At 69.8% G+C, this 15,901-nt stretch carries 14 protein-coding genes; 12 read left to right on the top strand and 2 right to left on the bottom strand.

All coding sequences use genetic code 11. The features are described 5' to 3' along the window. Window positions 1-75: 75 nt before the first annotated feature. Window positions 76-921, top strand: a complete 846-nt coding sequence (locus OG385_RS04745) for a hypothetical protein (RefSeq protein WP_266852108.1) — start codon at window positions 76-78, stop codon at window positions 919-921. Between the two features lie 56 nt (window positions 922-977). Here the strand turns inward: OG385_RS04745 and OG385_RS04740 are convergent, their stop codons facing one another. Beyond that, window positions 978-2,249: an ATP-grasp domain-containing protein gene (locus tag OG385_RS04740; RefSeq protein ID WP_266852106.1), complete on the bottom strand. Its 1,272-nt coding sequence runs from the start codon at window positions 2,247-2,249 to the stop codon at window positions 978-980. Continuing rightward, the gene (locus tag OG385_RS04735) at window positions 2,246-3,508 is read right to left on the bottom strand and encodes an ATP-grasp domain-containing protein (RefSeq protein WP_266852104.1); all 1,263 of its coding nucleotides are present in this window, start codon (window positions 3,506-3,508) and stop codon (window positions 2,246-2,248) included. Before OG385_RS04735 ends, OG385_RS04740 begins: the two co-directional genes overlap by 4 nt. Before the next feature lie 300 nt (window positions 3,509-3,808). Between OG385_RS04735 and OG385_RS04730 the strand changes: the two genes are divergently transcribed. The 11 genes from OG385_RS04730 to OG385_RS04680 all read left to right on the top strand — a co-directional run bounded on the left by OG385_RS04730 (window position 3,809) and on the right by OG385_RS04680 (window position 15,894). Then, entirely contained in the window at window positions 3,809-4,858 is a 1,050-nt protein-coding gene (locus tag OG385_RS04730; RefSeq protein ID WP_266852102.1) for an N-acetylneuraminate synthase family protein, read from the top strand. A gap of 7 nt (window positions 4,859-4,865) precedes the next feature. Then, window positions 4,866-5,675 carry an SDR family oxidoreductase gene (locus OG385_RS04725; protein WP_266852101.1) on the top strand — a complete coding sequence of 270 codons (810 nt, stop codon included), beginning with the start codon at window positions 4,866-4,868 and terminating at the stop codon, window positions 5,673-5,675. A gap of 34 nt (window positions 5,676-5,709) precedes the next feature. After that, window positions 5,710-7,626: a transketolase C-terminal domain-containing protein gene (locus OG385_RS04720; RefSeq protein ID WP_266852100.1), complete on the top strand. Its 1,917-nt coding sequence runs from the start codon at window positions 5,710-5,712 to the stop codon at window positions 7,624-7,626. A 50-nt stretch (window positions 7,627-7,676) separates the two neighbouring features. Further along, the gene (locus tag OG385_RS04715; protein WP_266852099.1) at window positions 7,677-8,351 is read left to right on the top strand and encodes an RraA family protein; all 675 of its coding nucleotides are present in this window, start codon (window positions 7,677-7,679) and stop codon (window positions 8,349-8,351) included. Between the two features lie 9 nt (window positions 8,352-8,360). Then, entirely contained in the window at window positions 8,361-9,269 is a 909-nt protein-coding gene (locus tag OG385_RS04710; protein WP_266852097.1) for an NAD(P)-dependent oxidoreductase, read from the top strand. Next, the gene (locus tag OG385_RS04705; RefSeq protein WP_266852095.1) at window positions 9,266-10,603 is read left to right on the top strand and encodes a D-arabinono-1,4-lactone oxidase; all 1,338 of its coding nucleotides are present in this window, start codon (window positions 9,266-9,268) and stop codon (window positions 10,601-10,603) included. The genes OG385_RS04710 and OG385_RS04705 overlap by 4 nt, the downstream gene beginning before the upstream one ends. After that, window positions 10,600-11,277 carry an HAD family phosphatase gene (locus OG385_RS04700; protein ID WP_266852093.1) on the top strand — a complete coding sequence of 226 codons (678 nt, stop codon included), beginning with the start codon at window positions 10,600-10,602 and terminating at the stop codon, window positions 11,275-11,277. Before OG385_RS04705 ends, OG385_RS04700 begins: the two co-directional genes overlap by 4 nt. After that, complete coding sequence (locus tag OG385_RS04695; RefSeq protein ID WP_266852091.1) at window positions 11,274-12,263, top strand: branched-chain amino acid transaminase; 990 nt, start codon at window positions 11,274-11,276, stop codon at window positions 12,261-12,263. Before OG385_RS04700 ends, OG385_RS04695 begins: the two co-directional genes overlap by 4 nt. Window positions 12,264-12,449: 186 nt before the next feature. Next, on the top strand, window positions 12,450-13,247 hold the full coding sequence (pssA, locus tag OG385_RS04690) for a CDP-diacylglycerol--serine O-phosphatidyltransferase (protein WP_266860634.1): 798 nt from the start codon (window positions 12,450-12,452) through the stop codon (window positions 13,245-13,247). A 35-nt stretch (window positions 13,248-13,282) separates the two neighbouring features. Beyond that, a complete protein-coding gene (locus tag OG385_RS04685) occupies window positions 13,283-14,584 on the top strand; it encodes an ATP-grasp domain-containing protein (RefSeq protein WP_266852089.1) in 1,302 nt (433 codons plus the stop codon). After that, window positions 14,581-15,894 (top strand): MFS transporter, encoded by a 1,314-nt coding sequence (locus OG385_RS04680; RefSeq protein ID WP_266852087.1) that lies wholly within the window; start codon window positions 14,581-14,583, stop codon window positions 15,892-15,894. The genes OG385_RS04685 and OG385_RS04680 overlap by 4 nt, the downstream gene beginning before the upstream one ends. Window positions 15,895-15,901 lie beyond the last annotated feature (7 nt).

The following is a 15,901-nucleotide window of genomic DNA, read 5'->3' as shown; positions in this document are numbered from 1 at the left end:
GTCGTCGGTGCTGACGGCACAGGTGTCACAGACGGACTCACGCACCACAACATTTCTCGCCACGTGGAGGGTGCCATGCGCGGTCTTGCACATTGGGAAGAGCTGCGCTCCGGGGATTCCGGAGAACTGATTCTCGCGGTCGACACCCCTCCCCGCGGTCCGGCCCCTTCCGACTTCCGGGAGCTGATTCCACTTCTGGACACCCGGCACACCGTCTGGCGGGCCACGGAGAGCGACCGGACCCACCCGCGCGGCACGTGCCTCGACGAGTACATCGCACCCTGGACCGATGAAGTACGCGCCGCTGGTCTGCGGGTGCGCGCCGTACTCGGCTACGGGGTGGGCGGCATCTTCGCCGGAGCCATCGCCGACGGGGTCGGCAGGGACCAGGGGCGCGCCCCGGAGGTCCTGCTGTTCGACCCTGAACTCGTCGATTCCGGCACTGTCGTGGACGAGTTCCGCCGACTGGTCTCCACCGTGTCCCACAGCCTCACCGGCCGGGCCCTGGAGCGGCTGGAGCGCGAGAGCGCGGCCCTGCTGGCCGACGCCGGGGCCGATGACGACGCCGGAGCGCTGGCCATCGGACTCCACGGGGTCCTCAGCCAGGCCATCGGCGATGAGCCGGAGCGGGTCGGTTCCGTGGCGGGGATGGCAGGCCAGGCACTCGGCCTGGCGACCGCGCGGCTCTCGTCGCTGGCCATCGCGGACGCGGTCAACGTGGTTCCGCTGTGGTCGGCCGGGACGGCGCTCTGCTCGTCCAGCCCCGACAGCGGACTGAACCGCACCCGGTCCGTGCTGCTGCTGCCGGACGCGGCACTCGTCGGCAGGGAGATCCTCTTCGAGGACCGGCATGCCGAGGTCCTCAGGAGCACGACCGTCGCCCGTATGGCGTCGGAACTGCTGGGCAGTTCGGACGCCTGACCCATGAAGGCCCCCCACGGCAGCACCCCGGCCCGGAGGCCGGGGCGCTGCCGTGTTCAGACCGCGGGGACCGCCGTCGTGGCGAGCTCGTCCTCCGGCGTACGGATCACCGTGGAACGCTCGAACCAGTCCAGAGCTGCCGCGAGCGAGGCTTCCACCTCGGCCCGTGAGTCTCCGGTGGCCAGCACGGAACCGATCTTCTCCACGCTGGTCCGAGCGGTCCCGAGAACCGTCCCCGCCTCCGCATGCCGGTGGTAGGCGGTGATCCCGGGCACCGGGCACTCGCCGGGGATCTCCACCAGCGTGCCCGGACGGGGCGGGAAGAGGGACAGCCCGGCGATCCGCTGCGGGACGGCAGGGATCTGCGGCACCGCGTTGCCGGCCAGGGACCGCACATAGACCTCGGGCAGGGTGACGCCGAAGCCGAGCTGCAGAACCTGCTCGATCATGCCGCCGCCCATACGGCTCGCCACCTCGTTGAACACGAGCCGCCCCGCCGTGTCCCGGAAGACCTCGGCGTGGAACATGAACGTCCCGGGAGAGGGCAGCGCGGCCAGGGCCTCACGGGTGATGGCCACCAGCGGCTCCCGCAGCGGATCACCGGCATCCAGCAGGGCGCTGTGCAGCGGCTTCCCCGCCATGATGTCCAGGCACGAGGTGTCCCCCTGGGTGGAGGGCCACATCAGCCTCGGCACGCCGTCCGTGACGATGCCGTCGACATGGAACAGCTCGTGCTCGATGTACCGCTCGGCCAGCAACTGGGCACCGTCGTCCGTGCCCAGCTCGCGGTGGTCCGCGAGCAGGGCCCGCAGACCGTCCGTGTCCCGGATGACCCGGACCCCCATGGAGCCGCCACCCCGCCGGGGCTTCACGACTACCGGGAAACCGTGCTCCGCGACGAAACCGAGCAGATCGTCCAGATGGCACACCGGGGCGTAAGGGGCCACCGGCACAGCGGACTTCTCCAGCAGCTGCTTCATCCGGAGCTTGTCGCGGAACGCGCTCGCGCTCTCGCTGTCCTGACCCGGCACCCCGAGCAGCCCGCGCAGGCGGGCGGCCCGCAGGATGTCGAACTCCGACAGGGCGATCACCCGGTCGAAGGGCGTCTCCCGGTGCAGCTCCAGGGCGTGCTGCTCCATGAGCGGGTTGAAGTGGAAGTCGTGTGCGATCTCCACGTGCGCGTAACCGGCGAGCTGCTCCGCACGGACCGCGGGGTCCGCCGAGACCGCTGCCGCGTCCGTGAGCAGCACCGCCTCGTGCCGGTCACCGATCCACTCCGGGAACCGGCGGCCCGAGAGGGGTGTTCTGTTGAGTACGAGGAATCTCACGAGACCTCCACAGAGATTATGTCGCGGAATTCACGGAATCCGGCGTCCACGGCCTCGGCGGTCTCGTCGGAGAACAGAACGTGTCCGTGCGCGGCCGAAGCATGGGGCGGTACGAGGACCTTGTCGCCCGGCTCCCCGTACATCACCACTTCCGCGACGCGTTCGTCGTCGGCGACCTTGTCCATACCGTGCACACCCGTCAGTTCACCCGCCCGTTCCGCGAAGAACAGATAGAAACCGGTGGGCTTCGCGGGCCGTGGCGGAACGAGGTCGGCTTCGCGCCCCGTGCTCACGTCGAGCAGGGCGTCGACCATGTCGATACCCGTGCTGAGGAGTACGGACTGATATACGGGCCCGCCCCCCAGACGTCCCGCCGTTTCCAGAATGCGGAGATCGCCCTCCGCAGTGATCCGGAACTCCGTATGTGTGGCCCCGGTATCGATTCCGAGCGCGCGGTGAGCTGTCGCAGTCGCCGCTGTGATGCGATCCACAAGTTCCTGCGGAAGGCGTGTGGGAGTTGTGTAGTAGACCTCTTCGAAGAAGGGCCCTTCCATGGGCAGCGGCTTGTCATGGATCGCCACCACATGTGTCCGCCCGCCGACCACGATGGATTCGACACTGATTTCGGAGCCGGGGACATAGCTCTCCAGAAGGATGGCCTCGCCGTACTCCTGACGGGTGCTCACATGCAGCGGGTCATGGGTGAAGCCCGTCCACGCCCCGCGCTGGATGGAGTCGAAGTGCTCCGCGAGCCCGGCGTCGTCATCCACCCGCCGTACGTACTTGCTGCCGCCGCCGATGAGCGGCTTGAGGACCAGGGGGTAGCCGACCAGGGCGGCCGCTTCGCGCGCCTCGGCCAGGTCGCGGGCCAGCGCGAAGCCGGGCTGACCCAGCTGCGCCGCGCCGAACGCGGTACGCATGGCGAACTTGTCCCGGGCCAGGTAGGCGGCCTGTTCGCCCACCGATGGCAGGTCGAGTTCGGCGGCGACGGCGGCGGCCGCGGGGACGCTCTGCTCCACGAACGTCAGCACACCGCGGATGGGTTCGGTCTCATCCGCGGCGAGCCGGCGGGCGGCGTCCAGGGTCTCCTGGAGGTCGGCCGTGTCGGCCTCGACCACCCGGTCGACGAAGCCGGCCTCCCACGTCGGATTCTTCATGACCATCAGGAGACGCTCACCGTGCTCCAGTGCGTAGCGCCGTACCTGAGCCAGATGCTTGCGCCGACTGAGGTTCCGTGTGTGCAGGAGGAGGATGCTCACCGTGGTATGTCTCTCAATTCGTTGAAGGGCCGTGCCGTTGAAGGCCGCGCCAGGATGAGGTAACGGGAAAGCAGAGCCGCGACCATCGCAGGCCTTCCGCCTGCGGTCCGTACATGCGACGTCTTCCGACAATACGCCCTGATTGCAGGGGCGTTGGGGCATCTTTCACAGGTGCCTTCGGCATCAGACCATGCTAGCGTTCTGAAGGTCAATCACCTCGGGGGCGATGCTGGCCGGTATGCCGAGCCGCCTGCTGGGGGATTAAACAGGGGATTGCGCATAAGCGGGGGGAACGCAAAAATGGCGCGCAGTATAACTATCGGCAACTCCACCATCACTGACAGTACGGATGCGTATGTCATAGCCGAGATCGGCCACAATCACGGTGGCGATCTCGGGTTGGCGGAAGAACTCGTGCGTATGGCCGCGAAGTCCGGCGCGCACGCTGCGAAGCTCCAGAAGCGCAATAACAAGGCGCTGTTCACCAAGGCGATGTACAACAGCCCCTACACCGGCCGCAACAGCTATGGCGCGACCTACGGTGAGCACCGCGAAGCGGTGGAATTCGGCGAGAAGGAGTACCGGCACCTCGCCGGTGTGGCCGCCGAGACCGGCATTGCCTTCTTCTCGACCGCGTTCGACTTCGAAAGCGTCGATTTCCTCGCCGAACTGGGCATGCCCGCCATCAAGATGGCCTCGGGCGACCTGACGAACACCCCCTTGCTCGCCTACGCGGCGAAGACCGGCATCCCGCTGGTCATCAGCACGGGTGGCGCGGCCATGGAAGACGTGCGCCGCGCCGTGGACACCGTCCTGCCGCTCAACTCCCAGCTGGCCGTGCTCCAGTGCACCGCCGCCTACCCGGCCACCCCGGACGTGCTGAACCTCTCGGTCATCAGCACCTTCCGCGAGGAGTTCCCGGATGTCGTCGTCGGCCTGTCGGGCCACGACGTCGAGACGGAGTCCAGCGTCATCGCGTACGCGCTCGGCGCACGTGTCGTCGAGAAGCACGTCACCCTGGACCGCACCATGCCGGGCAGTGACCACCACTTCTCGCTGGAGGCCGACCACTTGCGCGTGCTGGTGGACGGCCTGGAGCGGACCCGCCGTTCGCTGGGCGACCCGGTCAAGCAGGTGCTGCCGGTCGAGCAGCCGGCCCTGCACAAGATGGCCAAGAAACTGGTCGCCGCACGCGACCTGCGCGCCGGTGAGACGCTGACCACGGACAGCATCGCCATCAAGTCGCCCGGTGACGGCCTGCGGCCGTACCTGCTGGGTGAGTTGGTCGGCCGTACCCTGCTGGAGCCGCTGGCCGCGGACGACAGCATTCAGCTCAGCAACCTCGGCTGACGGCGCCGTGAACGCGCACATCGATCTCACCGGACAGGTCGCGGTCGTCACCGGTGTCCTGGGCAAGCTCGGCGCGATCTGGACGGACGCACTCCTGGGCGCGGGCGCTCAGGTGGTCGGCCTGGACCGGACGACCGTACTGCCCGACGCCCTCAAGGATGTGACGAGCCGTCATGACGAACGGCGCTTCCACCTCGTAACGGCGGACGTCACCGACACCGGCAGCCTCACATCGGCACTGACGTCATGTCAGGCCATGGCCGGTACGCCCACGATCCTCGTCAACAACGCGGGTATCGACCAGCCACCGTCGGCCACCGGCGGCAGCTGGCTCTTCGGGGACATCCCGGCCGACGTGTCCGCAGCCGTACTGGACGTCAACGCCCTGGGAGTCCTGCGGGTCTGCCAGGTCTTCGGATCCGAGATGGCACGCAACGGCGCCGGGTCGATCGTCAACATCGGTTCCCTGTACGGGTCGATGGCGCCCGATCCGCGCCTGTACGAGCACCTGCCGCAGGATCCGCCGTTCCTCAAGCCGCCGGCCTACGGGATGTCCAAGGCGGCAGCGGCCGCCCTCACCCGGTACCTCGCGGCGCTGTGGGGACCGGTGGGCGTACGCGTCAACACGCTCTCGCCCGGCGGTGTCAGCGGTGGTCAGGACGGAGAGTTCCGCCGCAAGTTCGGCGAGCGCGTCCCCCTCCGCAGGATGGCTGAGGCAGCGGACCTGACCGGACCGCTGCTCTTCCTCGCCTCCGGTATGAGCAGCTATGTCACGGGCACCGAGCTGCTCGTGGACGGCGGTTACGTCAGCTGGTGAGGCGCAGCCCGCCCCGCCTACTTCTGGAGAACCCATGAACACCTCTCTCGCCTGGCTGCCCGCCGACGAGTTCACCCGCATTCTCGACGGCATCCCCGACCGGCACGACCGCAACAAGGCCTTCGCCGACGCGGCCCGCATCAACACGCTGTACAGCATCATGCGCGCCGGATCCGGGCACATCGGATCCAGCTTCAGCGCGGCCGACACCGTCGCCTGGCTGCTGCTGGAGGAAATGCGCTCGCCGTTCGCCGGGGACGGCGACATCTACTTCTCGTCCAAGGGCCATGACGCACCCGGCCTCTACTCGGCCCTGATCGCCCTCGGAGCACTGCCGCAGGAGAAGCTCCACCAGCTGCGCCGGCTCGGCGGGCTGCCCGGTCACCCGGACGTCTCCATCCCGCACATGCACGCCAACAGCGGCTCACTCGGCATGGGGATCTCCAAGGCCAAGGGCATGATCCTGGCCAACCGCCTCACCGGCGTGAACCGGCGTGTCTACGTACTGACCGGCGACGGCGAGCTCCAGGAGGGGCAGAACTGGGAGGCGCTGGCGGGCGCGGTCCACCGGGGCCTCGGCGAGCTGACGGTCATCGTCGACCACAACAAGATCCAGTCCGACACCTGGGTCGCCCATGTGAGCGATCTCGGCGACATCGAGGCGAAGTTCGCCGCCTTCGGCTGGGGCGTGCTCCGCTGCGACGGCAACGACGCACACGAACTCGACGAGGCGTTCCGGCTCCGTGAGAAGGAGCACGCGGGCAAGCCCGCCGTGATCATCGCGGACACCGTGAAGGGCGCCGGCTGCGCCACCTTCGCCGCCACCTCGATGCCCGACGACGAATGGCGCTACCGCTTCCACAGCGGAGCCCCGGCCGCTGATGACTACCTCGGCGCACACCGGGAACTCACCACCGCCGTCGACACCCTGCTGGCCCGCCACGGTCTTGCCCCGCTCACCTTCTCGCACGCGGACACGGCTCCGCCCGCCAAGGCCACCGGGCCGCGGCTGCCCGAGGTGTACGGGCGCGCGCTCGCCGAGCGCGCACGGACGGACGAGCGCATCGTCGCGCTCGACGCGGACCTGGTGCTCGACACCGGCCTCATCCCGTTCTCCGAGACACTGCCGGAGCGCTTCGTCGAGTGCGGCATCGCGGAGCAGGACATGGTGTCGATGGCCGGCGGCCTCGCCTCGCGCGGCCTGCTGCCCTTCGTGCACTCCTTCTCGTGCTTCCTGCACGCACGCCCGAACGAGCAGATGTACACCAACGCGTCGGAGCACCGGAAGGTGGTCTACGTCGGCTCCCTCGCGGGCCTGCTGCCGGCCGGCCCCGGCCACTCCCACCAGGCCGTCCGGGACGTCAGCGCCGTGGGCGCCATCCCGGGCCTGGTCGTGCTGGAGCCTGCCAACTCCGCCGAGGCCCGTGCCGCGGTCGGGTTCTGTGCCGAGACCGATGCGAGCGTGTATCTCCGGCTCGTCAGCACCCCGGTGCCCGACGAGGCAGAGGCCCTGGGCGCGGAGCCGCTGGCCACCGGACACGGCCGGGTCGTACGCGCCGGCGGCAGGACCGTGGCCATCGGCTCGGGACCGGTGGTCCTGACCCAACTGCTGCGCGCAGCCGACCTGCTCGCCGCCGACGGAGTGGACCTGACCGTCGTCGCGCTGCCCTGGCTGAACCGGGTGGACAGCGGATGGCTCTCCGCCCTGGCGGCCGACACCGACGACCTGTTCGTCGTGGAGAACCACTACACCCACGGCGGGCAGGCGGACCTGCTGGCCAGGGCCCTCCTGGAGCTCGGCACCGAGAGGGTCGCGTCCTTCACCGGGATCGGCCTGACCGATGTACCGCTGTGCGGCACCGAGGCCGAGGTGCTCGACGCCCACGGCCTCAGCGCGGAGCGGCTCGCCGCGCGGATCCAGGACCGCATCCGGCAGGCCACGGGCAGCTGACCCGCCCGGGCCCGAGCCGCAACCCACACCTTCCGAAACAGGAGCACCGTATGGACACCGTCTACAACGAACTCGTCCGGCCGAGCCAGGAAATCACCGACGGCTTCCGCGAGTTGCTCGCCGAGTACAGCCCCAGCTGTGTGGTGACCGACGCGCAGCGCCGCGCCGGCGCCCTGGGCGGCTTCCAGGTCGTCCGGAACGACCAGAAGATCGCCGGTCCGGCGTTCACCATCAACCTGTCGATCGACGACTGGGTCAACACGCTGCCCATCCTGTCCCGCGCCCAGCCCGGCGACGTCATCGTGATGGCCTGCCACGGTCTGGCGACCACCGCCATGTGGGGCGGTCTGACCGCCACGGTCTCCCACAAGTTCGGCATCGCCGGAGCCATCATCGACGGGGCCGCCCGCGACATCGACGAGATCCGCGACATCGGCTTCCCCGTCTGGTACCGCACCACCTCCCCGCGGCAGTCGCCCGGTGCCGTCCACGACCGCATCGAGCCCGTCCAGGTCAACGTCCCGGTCTCGGTCGGCGGACAGGTCATCTTCCCGGGCGACATCGTCGTGGCCGACGAGAACGGCGTCGCGACCGTCCCGTCCGGCTCCGCCAAGGAGGTACTGGAGAGCGCCCGTGGCGTCGCGGCGCGCGAGAACGAGATCCGCGACCGGATCAGCTCCGGTGCGACCGCGGCAGACCTGCGGGCCGAGTTCGGAAACCTCTGAGGAGTGACGATGCGCGTCTACATCACCGGAGCGGACGGCAGCCTCGGCAAGGCCGTCACCCAGGAGCTGGCCGCCGACCCGCGGACCGCGGGCTGGCCCGTACTCGGCGTCTCCGTATCCGACTTCGACATCGCCGACGAGCAGGCCGTGGCCGAGTCCATCGCCGGGTTCCGTCCCGACGTCGTCCTGCACCTGGCCGCCATATCCATCGTGGCCGCCTGCCAGACCGACGTCGAACTCGGCCTGCGCGTCAACGTCGCCGGTGTGCACCAGGTCGCCGAGGCCTGCCGGGCGGCCGGCAGCCGCATGGTCTACATCTCCAGCGACTACGTCTTCGACGGGATCGCCGCACCGGAGGGCGACTACCGGGAGACCGACACACCCAACCCGCTGAGTGTGTACGGCCTGACCAAGCTCGCCGGTGAGCAGATCGCCGAACGCGTACCCGAGCACCTCGTGGTCCGCACCTCCTGGCTCTTCGGCGGAGCCGCCGAGAACAACGACGACGTCCTGGCCACGATCCGGTCCGCCGAGCGAGGTGAGCGCCAGGAGCTGATCGACGACCAGTACAGCCGCCCCACGTACACCGTGGACCTGGCGCGGGCGATCATCCACCTGATCGGCCTGGACGAGTTCCCGGTCGGCACGGTGCATGTCGCCAACCGCAACAGCGCGACCCGGTACGAACTCGGGGCGCACGCCCTCAACGCGTACGACCCGAAGCTGCACGCGGAACACCCGCCGACCGCCGTCTCGTTCGACGACTGCACCTTCGTCGGGGGCCGCCCGAAGGTCTCGGCACTCAACACCGACCGGCTGGCCGCGCTCGGTGTGACCATGCCGACCTGGCAGGACGCCGTGGCCCGCCACTGCGCGGTGCTGCGCAGCGAAACCGAATCCCGGAGGACGACCGTATGAGCCTGCTCAACCGGGGCGCCGGAGCCCCGACCAGCTGGCGCAACTGGGCACGCTCGGCCCGCTGCACCCCGGACCGGCTGATCCGAGCCACCCACGAGAGCGACCTGGTCGACGCCGTGCGCTACGCCGCCGACCGCGGTCTTGTCCTGCGCGCCGCCGGCACCGGCCACTCGTTCAACCCGCTGGTCACGACCGGTGGCGTCGTCCTGGACATGACCGGCTACACCGGCATCGTCGCCCTCGACCCCGCCGCCTCGACCGTCACCGTGCGCGGCGGCACCCTGCTCAGGGAGCTCAACTGGGCGCTGGACAAGGCCGGACTCGCCCTGTCCAACATGGGAACCCTCGAATATCAGACCATCGCCGGCGCCATCTCGACCGGCAACCACGGCAGCGGGATAGGCCACCGGCCCTTCTCGGGCCAGGTCATCGCCCTGACACTCGTCACGGCCGACGGGACGATCCGCAGCTGCGGCCGGGACGAGGACCCCGAGCTGTTCGCCGCTGCGGCCACCTCGCTCGGCGCGCTCGGTGTCATATCGACGGTCACCCTCCAGTGCGTGCCGCGCTACAACCTCCGTGTGACAGAAGGCAGTTGCCCACTGGACAGCATTCTGGAGGACATCGAGGCGTACGCCCGCAGCGCCGAGCACGCCACCTTCTCGCTCAAGGGATGGAGCGACAGCGCCTCCACCCTGAAGCTGAACCCGACCGATGCGCCGCCGTCGGCGGACGCCGAGCGCCGCCGCCGGGCGAACACCCTCGGCGAGGTCCGCTGCACGACGGCCGGACTGGTGGGGCGGATCGACCAGCGCGCCGTACGGCGGATCATGACCGCCCAGCTCGGCGGCGGACCCGGTCCCGGGGACTACGTGGACGTGAGCTACAACGCGTTCACCTTCCCGCAGCCGGTCAAGTTCCTCTCCCTGGAATACGCCCTGCCGCTGACCTCGGCGACCGACGCGGTCCGCCATGTGCACGAGGACGTCAAGGCCTTCGGTCTGCGCACCCCGTACTCGGTCACGGTCCGCTTCAGCGCCGGTGACGACCTGCTGCTCAGCCCGGCCCACGGGCGGACGACGGCCTACGTCAACATCACCGTGCCGCGAACGGTGGGCTACACCGAACTGCTGCGCACCTTCGAGGCGGTGCTGCTGGAGCACGAAGGCCGCCCGCACTGGGGCAAGGCCCACACGGCGACGGCCGAGCTCATCGCGGACCGCTACCCGGGCTGGAAGACGTTCCAGGACGTCCGCGCCGAACTCGACCCGTCGTCCCTGTTCACCAGCGACTACCTGAGGCGTGTGCTCGGAGGCACACGCACCGGCCGGTGACTGCCGTCCGCGCCCTCACCGCCCAGGCGCTCCTGCTGGACTTCGACGGCCTGATCTGTGACACGGAACGGGCGGCGCATCTGTCCTGGGAGAACTTCTACGGGCGGCACGGTCTGGTCTTCCCCGACGAGGTCTGGGCGGCGATGACGGGCCGGGCCTCGGGGGAGTCGTACGCCGCCGACGACCTGGCCGGGAGGCTGGGCCGGGCGCTCACCCCGGAGGAACTGGCGGAGCGGCGCGCGGACAAGGCACGGCTCGCCGGCGCCGAACCGCTGCGGCCGGGAGTGGCCCGGCTGCTGGACGGTGCCCGGCGGCAGGGCATCCCGTGCGCTGTCGTCTCCAGCTCCGACCGCGCCTGGGTGCGGGGACACCTCGAACGCCTGGGGGTCATCGACCGGTTCGCCGAGGTGGTCACGGGCGACCAGGTCCACGCCCGGAAACCCGCACCCGACCTGTATCTGCGAGGACTTGAGCTACTCGGCACCCGGGCGGAGGACGGCCTCGCCCTGGAGGACTCCGCCACGGGCGTCGCCGCTGCCAAGGCAGCGGGGCTGCGCTGTGTGGCGGTCCCGGGAGAGCGTGGCAGCCGCCGCACGCTGGGCGAAGCCGACCTGGTGCTGGCGAGCCTGGAACACCTCACACCCACCAAGCACCAAGAGGTGACATCCGTATGACGACCGAAACTGAGATCTCCGGCGCGGCCATGTCCATCATGGATTCACTGGTGCGCCCCGACCGCGGCGGGCCCGAGTGGCTCTGGCGCAGCGGTGAACTCGTGCCGTGGGCGGAGGCGACCATCCACGTCAACGCCGTGGGTCATGCCTCCGTCGCGGCGGTGTTCGAAGGCATCAAGGCCTATCTCTCGCACGACGGGGACAGGCTGCTGGTCTTCCGGCTCGACGAACACCTCAGGCGGCTCTACGACTCCGCGCGCATCGTGCGGCTCGATCTGCCGTACGGCCTGGGGGAGTTGCGGGCGGCGGTCCTGGAGGTCATCGCGGCCAACCGGTACCGCGAGGACGTGTATCTGCGGCCGTGGGCCTTCCCGGCGGGCACCATCCAGGAGCAGATGGTCCCGGCGGGTGTGCGCTGCGAAGTGGTCGTCGACAGCTGGACGTTCCAGAGCGGCCTGGGCACCGAGCGGGGCTGCCGGGCCGCGGTCAGTTCCTGGACCCGCATCAACGAGTCGTCCATGCCTCCGCGGGTCAAGGCCTTCTCCAACTACCACAACGGCCGGCTCGCGATGATCGAGGCGAGGGAGAACGGACACGACTGGCCGATTCTGCTGAACGAGCGGAGCAAGGTGAGTGAGGGGCCCGGCGCCTGCATCGCCCTGGTGCGCGACGGGGTGGTGATCACGCCGTCGACGACCAGCGGAATCCTGGAGAGCCTCACCCGGGAGACCTCGCTGACCCTGCTGCGGGAGCTGGGCCACGAGGTCGTGGAGCGCGAGGTCGACCGTACCGAACTCTATCTGGCCGACGAGGTGTTCTTCATGGGCACCGGCTGGGAGATCCTGCCGGTGACCTGGGTGGACGGACTCCAGGTGGGGGACGGTACGGCCGGCGGGGTGACGCGCGCGCTGGACGCGGCGTACGGCGCGGCCGTCCGGGGCCAATCCCCGCAGCACGCGGACTGGTTGACCGAGATCCCGTTCTGATCGGTGCATTGGGCCGACGGCGGTGCTCGGCTGTACGGTCAGGTCTTCGACCGTCCGGCCACCGGGCCCCGCCGCCCGGCTGCGGCCATTCGCGCGGTCGGCTTCGCCCACAGCCAGAGTGTCCAGAAGGAGAGACCGTTGAGCGTTACCGATTCCGAGCTTCCGGCGTCATGGACAACGGAGGAGATCGCCGAGAGCGCTGAGAGCGCTCAGAACGCGGTGTCCCCTGCGCGGCTTTCGATCGCCGATGTGCTGACCCTCGGCAACGCGGTCTGCGGCTTCGCCTCGGTGTACTTCATCACGACCAACGTGCTGGTCCCCTACCTCAGTGACGGCCCCGGCCAGGGAGTGGGAGAGGTACGCCAGGCCGGTGCCACCGCGGTCCTGCTCATGCTGATGGCCTCCCTGTTCGACCTGTGTGACGGGCTGGTCGCGCGCAGGTTCCGCAGCTCCGGCATGGGAGCCGAACTCGACAACCTCTCCGACCTGATCAGCTTCGGTCTCGCGCCGGCCTACTTCGTCGTCGTCTGGGGGCTGGTGAGCGGCACCGACTACCCGGGCCTCGTCGTCCTGGCCGGCCTCGCGGTGCTGCTGGCCGGGCTGTTGCGGCTGGCCCGGTTCTCCTGCACCACGATGCAGGACGGCATGTTCCAGGGGATGCCGATTCCCTTCGCCGCCCTCACCGTCGTCTCGATCGTTCTGCTTCAACTGCCGTTCGTTCCCACCCTGCTCGCCGTCCTGGGCGTCGCCTGGCTGATGGTGAGCCGGGTCGAGTACCCGAAGCCCACCGGCAAGCTGGCGGTCGCCACCATCGTGTGGGGATCGGCCAATATCGGGTGCCTGGTGGCCTGGGCCACCGGTATCGCGGGCGGCGAGAAGCTGATGGTCACCGGCTGCACCCTGCAGGTGCTGGTGGCGGCCGTCCTGCCAGTCTTCGCGGGGATGCGTCGGATCAACGCCGTGCGGCAGCGACGCGCGGCCTGACGCCCCCATACGACCCTTCTTGGAGTGCGGCGCAGATGCCTTCGAATGAACAGACCCCACCGCCGGCCCCCTCACCGGTCACATCGCCGGTGGGACACCTTCTGGTCGTCGGTGACGAGCGGGACATCGTGGCGTACGCCAGGGAGCTCTCTCCCGGTCTGCGGACCAGCGTCCTGTGCACCCCCCAGGAAGCCCGCAAGTCGGGGCGCGCCGAGGACCATCGCAGGGTGGTCGTCCTGGACGAGCACGCCCCGGCCGGCGAGTGGGTCGCCGCCGCCCGCTTCGTGCACGCGGTGGAGCCGGTGGACCGGGTGGTCTGTTACGGCGAGGCGGGACAGACCCCCGCCGCCGAGATCGCGCTGGAGCTCGGACTGTCCTGGCACACCCCGCAGACCGTCCGGGCTGTCGACAGCAAGAAGCTGATGCGGGAGCGGCTCGCCGGTGCGGGCGTCGACGACACCCCCTGCATCGAGGCCGGCACGGCCGAGGAGATCGCCGAGTTCGGCGCCCGGGTGGGCTACCCGCTGATCTGCAAGCCGGGCAAAGGGGTCGGCAGCCACGGAGTGGTGCGGCTCGAAGGGCCGGACGGCCTGGACGGCCTGCTCGCGGTCTCCCGCTCGGCCGCGGCCGGTCTGCACCACACCGAGGTGCTGGTCGAACCCTTCCACGAGGGCGCGGAGTTCAGCGTCGAGTGCCTCAGTGAGAACGGCGAGCACCTCGCCCTGTGCGTCACGGAGAAGCACCTCCTGCCCGGCGGCTTCGTGGAGCTGGGCCATGTACTCCCGGCGCCGCTCGCCGCGGCCGACGAGCACCGGATCGTGACGACGGTCGCACGGGCCCTGGACGCACTGGGCATCCGTGAAGGCGCCAGCCACACCGAGGTCATCGTGACCGGGGAGACGGTCAGGATCGTGGAGACCCACCTGCGCCAGGGCGGCGACCGCATCCCCTATCTGCTGCGCGAGGCCCGCGGCGTCGACATCGTCGCGGCGCTGGCCCGGCAGAGCATCGGCGTGCCCTCCCTCGGTGAGGCCCGCAGCCAGCTGGAGAAGGCCGCGGGCGACACCCGCTCCGCCGCGATCTGGTACGCGACGCCCCAGGCACCCGGCGAGATAGTGGAGGTCATCGGCGCCGATGAGATAAGGACCCGGCCGGGGATATGCGACGTCGTCGTGCGCAGCGGACCCGGCGACCGGCTGGAACCGGTCACCTCATCCGGTGGCCGTCCCGCACATGTGTGGGTGGTCGCCGAAGGGCCCGAGGAGGCCCTGGCGGCGGCGCGCACGGCGGTGGCCGGTCTGCGCTTCGTGGTCGCTGTCCCCGGCAGCCCCGCATGACCGCCGGTGCTCCGGCGCCCGAAGCCGTGAAGGGGCCGCTGCGCAGACTCCGTGAGGCGGTGAGCGGCAGCTCGACCGCGGAGCGCGCCCTTGTCGTGAGCTGCCTGTCCGACTCCATGGGCACCGGCCTGTTCGCCGCACTCGCGGCGATCTTCTTCACCCGGATCAGCGGCCTCACACCCACTCAGTTCGCCCTGGGGCTGTCCCTCGCCGGCGCGGTCGGGTTCGTCCTGACCATTCCGATGGGGGTCATCGGCGACCGCTTCGGAGCGCGTCGCACCCTGATCGTGCTCAACCTGTGGCGCGCCGCCGGGTTCGCCTGCTACATCTTCGTCACGTCGTTCCCCGTCTACCTGGCCGTCGTCCTGCTGACCGCGGTGGCCGATCGTACGGCGGGCGGTGTCAGTCAGGCCATCGTCGCCGACGTCGCCGGTGACGACCGCCGGGTGCGGCTGATGGCCGTCGTGCGGTCCGTCCGTAACGTGGGTTACGCGGTGGGCGGGCTGGTCGCCGGCCTGGCGATCGCGACGGACCGGCCCTGGGTCTTCAAGGCGACACTGCTGGGCATCGCACTGTTCTATGTGCTCTGCGCCGGCCTGCTCATGCGGATCAAGCTGTCGAACCCGGTGCCGGTGCCGCTGCGGACCAAGCGCAAGTGGGCCTTCCGGGACCGCCGTTATCTGGCCTTCACCGGGCTCAACTCGCTGCTCACCCTGCACGTCACGACCCTCAATGTGCTGCTGCCGCTCTGGATCCTGGCGACACCCGGGATTCCCGACACCTTCGTGGCCGTCCCGCTGATCGTGAACACGGTCATCGTCTCGCTCCTGCAACTGCCCGCCACCCGGCACATATCCAGCCTCCCCGGGGCGGGCCGGGCCGCGTTCGCGTCCGCCGCGATGCTCGCGCTGGCGGCCTGCTTCTTCCTGGTGTCGTCGTGGTGGGACGACGCGGCCGCTGCGATCCCGGTCCTGATCGCCGGTGTACTCGCGCTGACGGTGGCCGAGATGTGGCAGGCGGCGTCCTCCTGGCAGATCTCGATGGACCTCGCCCCCGAGGGCAACCGCTCCCAGTACCTCTCCACGTTCAACCTGGGCAACACGGCGGAACGCGTCATCGGCCCTGCGGTACTGCCCGCCCTCGTGATCACGTTCCGGTCCTGGGGGTGGCTGGTGCTCGCGGTGGCCGTGCTGGGGAGTGGCTGCGCCACCTGGTGGCTCACCCGTGGCGACCGCGCGGCCGGAAACGACGTGACGGCCGTCGTGGAGGAGACGGCCGTCGTGCCCGACGGGTCGAGCGCGGTCGGGTGACCGGGCG

The organism is Streptomyces sp. NBC_01306, assembly GCF_026340465.1.
GTDB lineage: Bacteria > Actinomycetota > Actinomycetes > Streptomycetales > Streptomycetaceae > Streptomyces.
The sequence above is the reverse complement of the archived record's forward strand: the minus strand, read 5'-3'. Positions and strand labels throughout refer to the sequence as shown.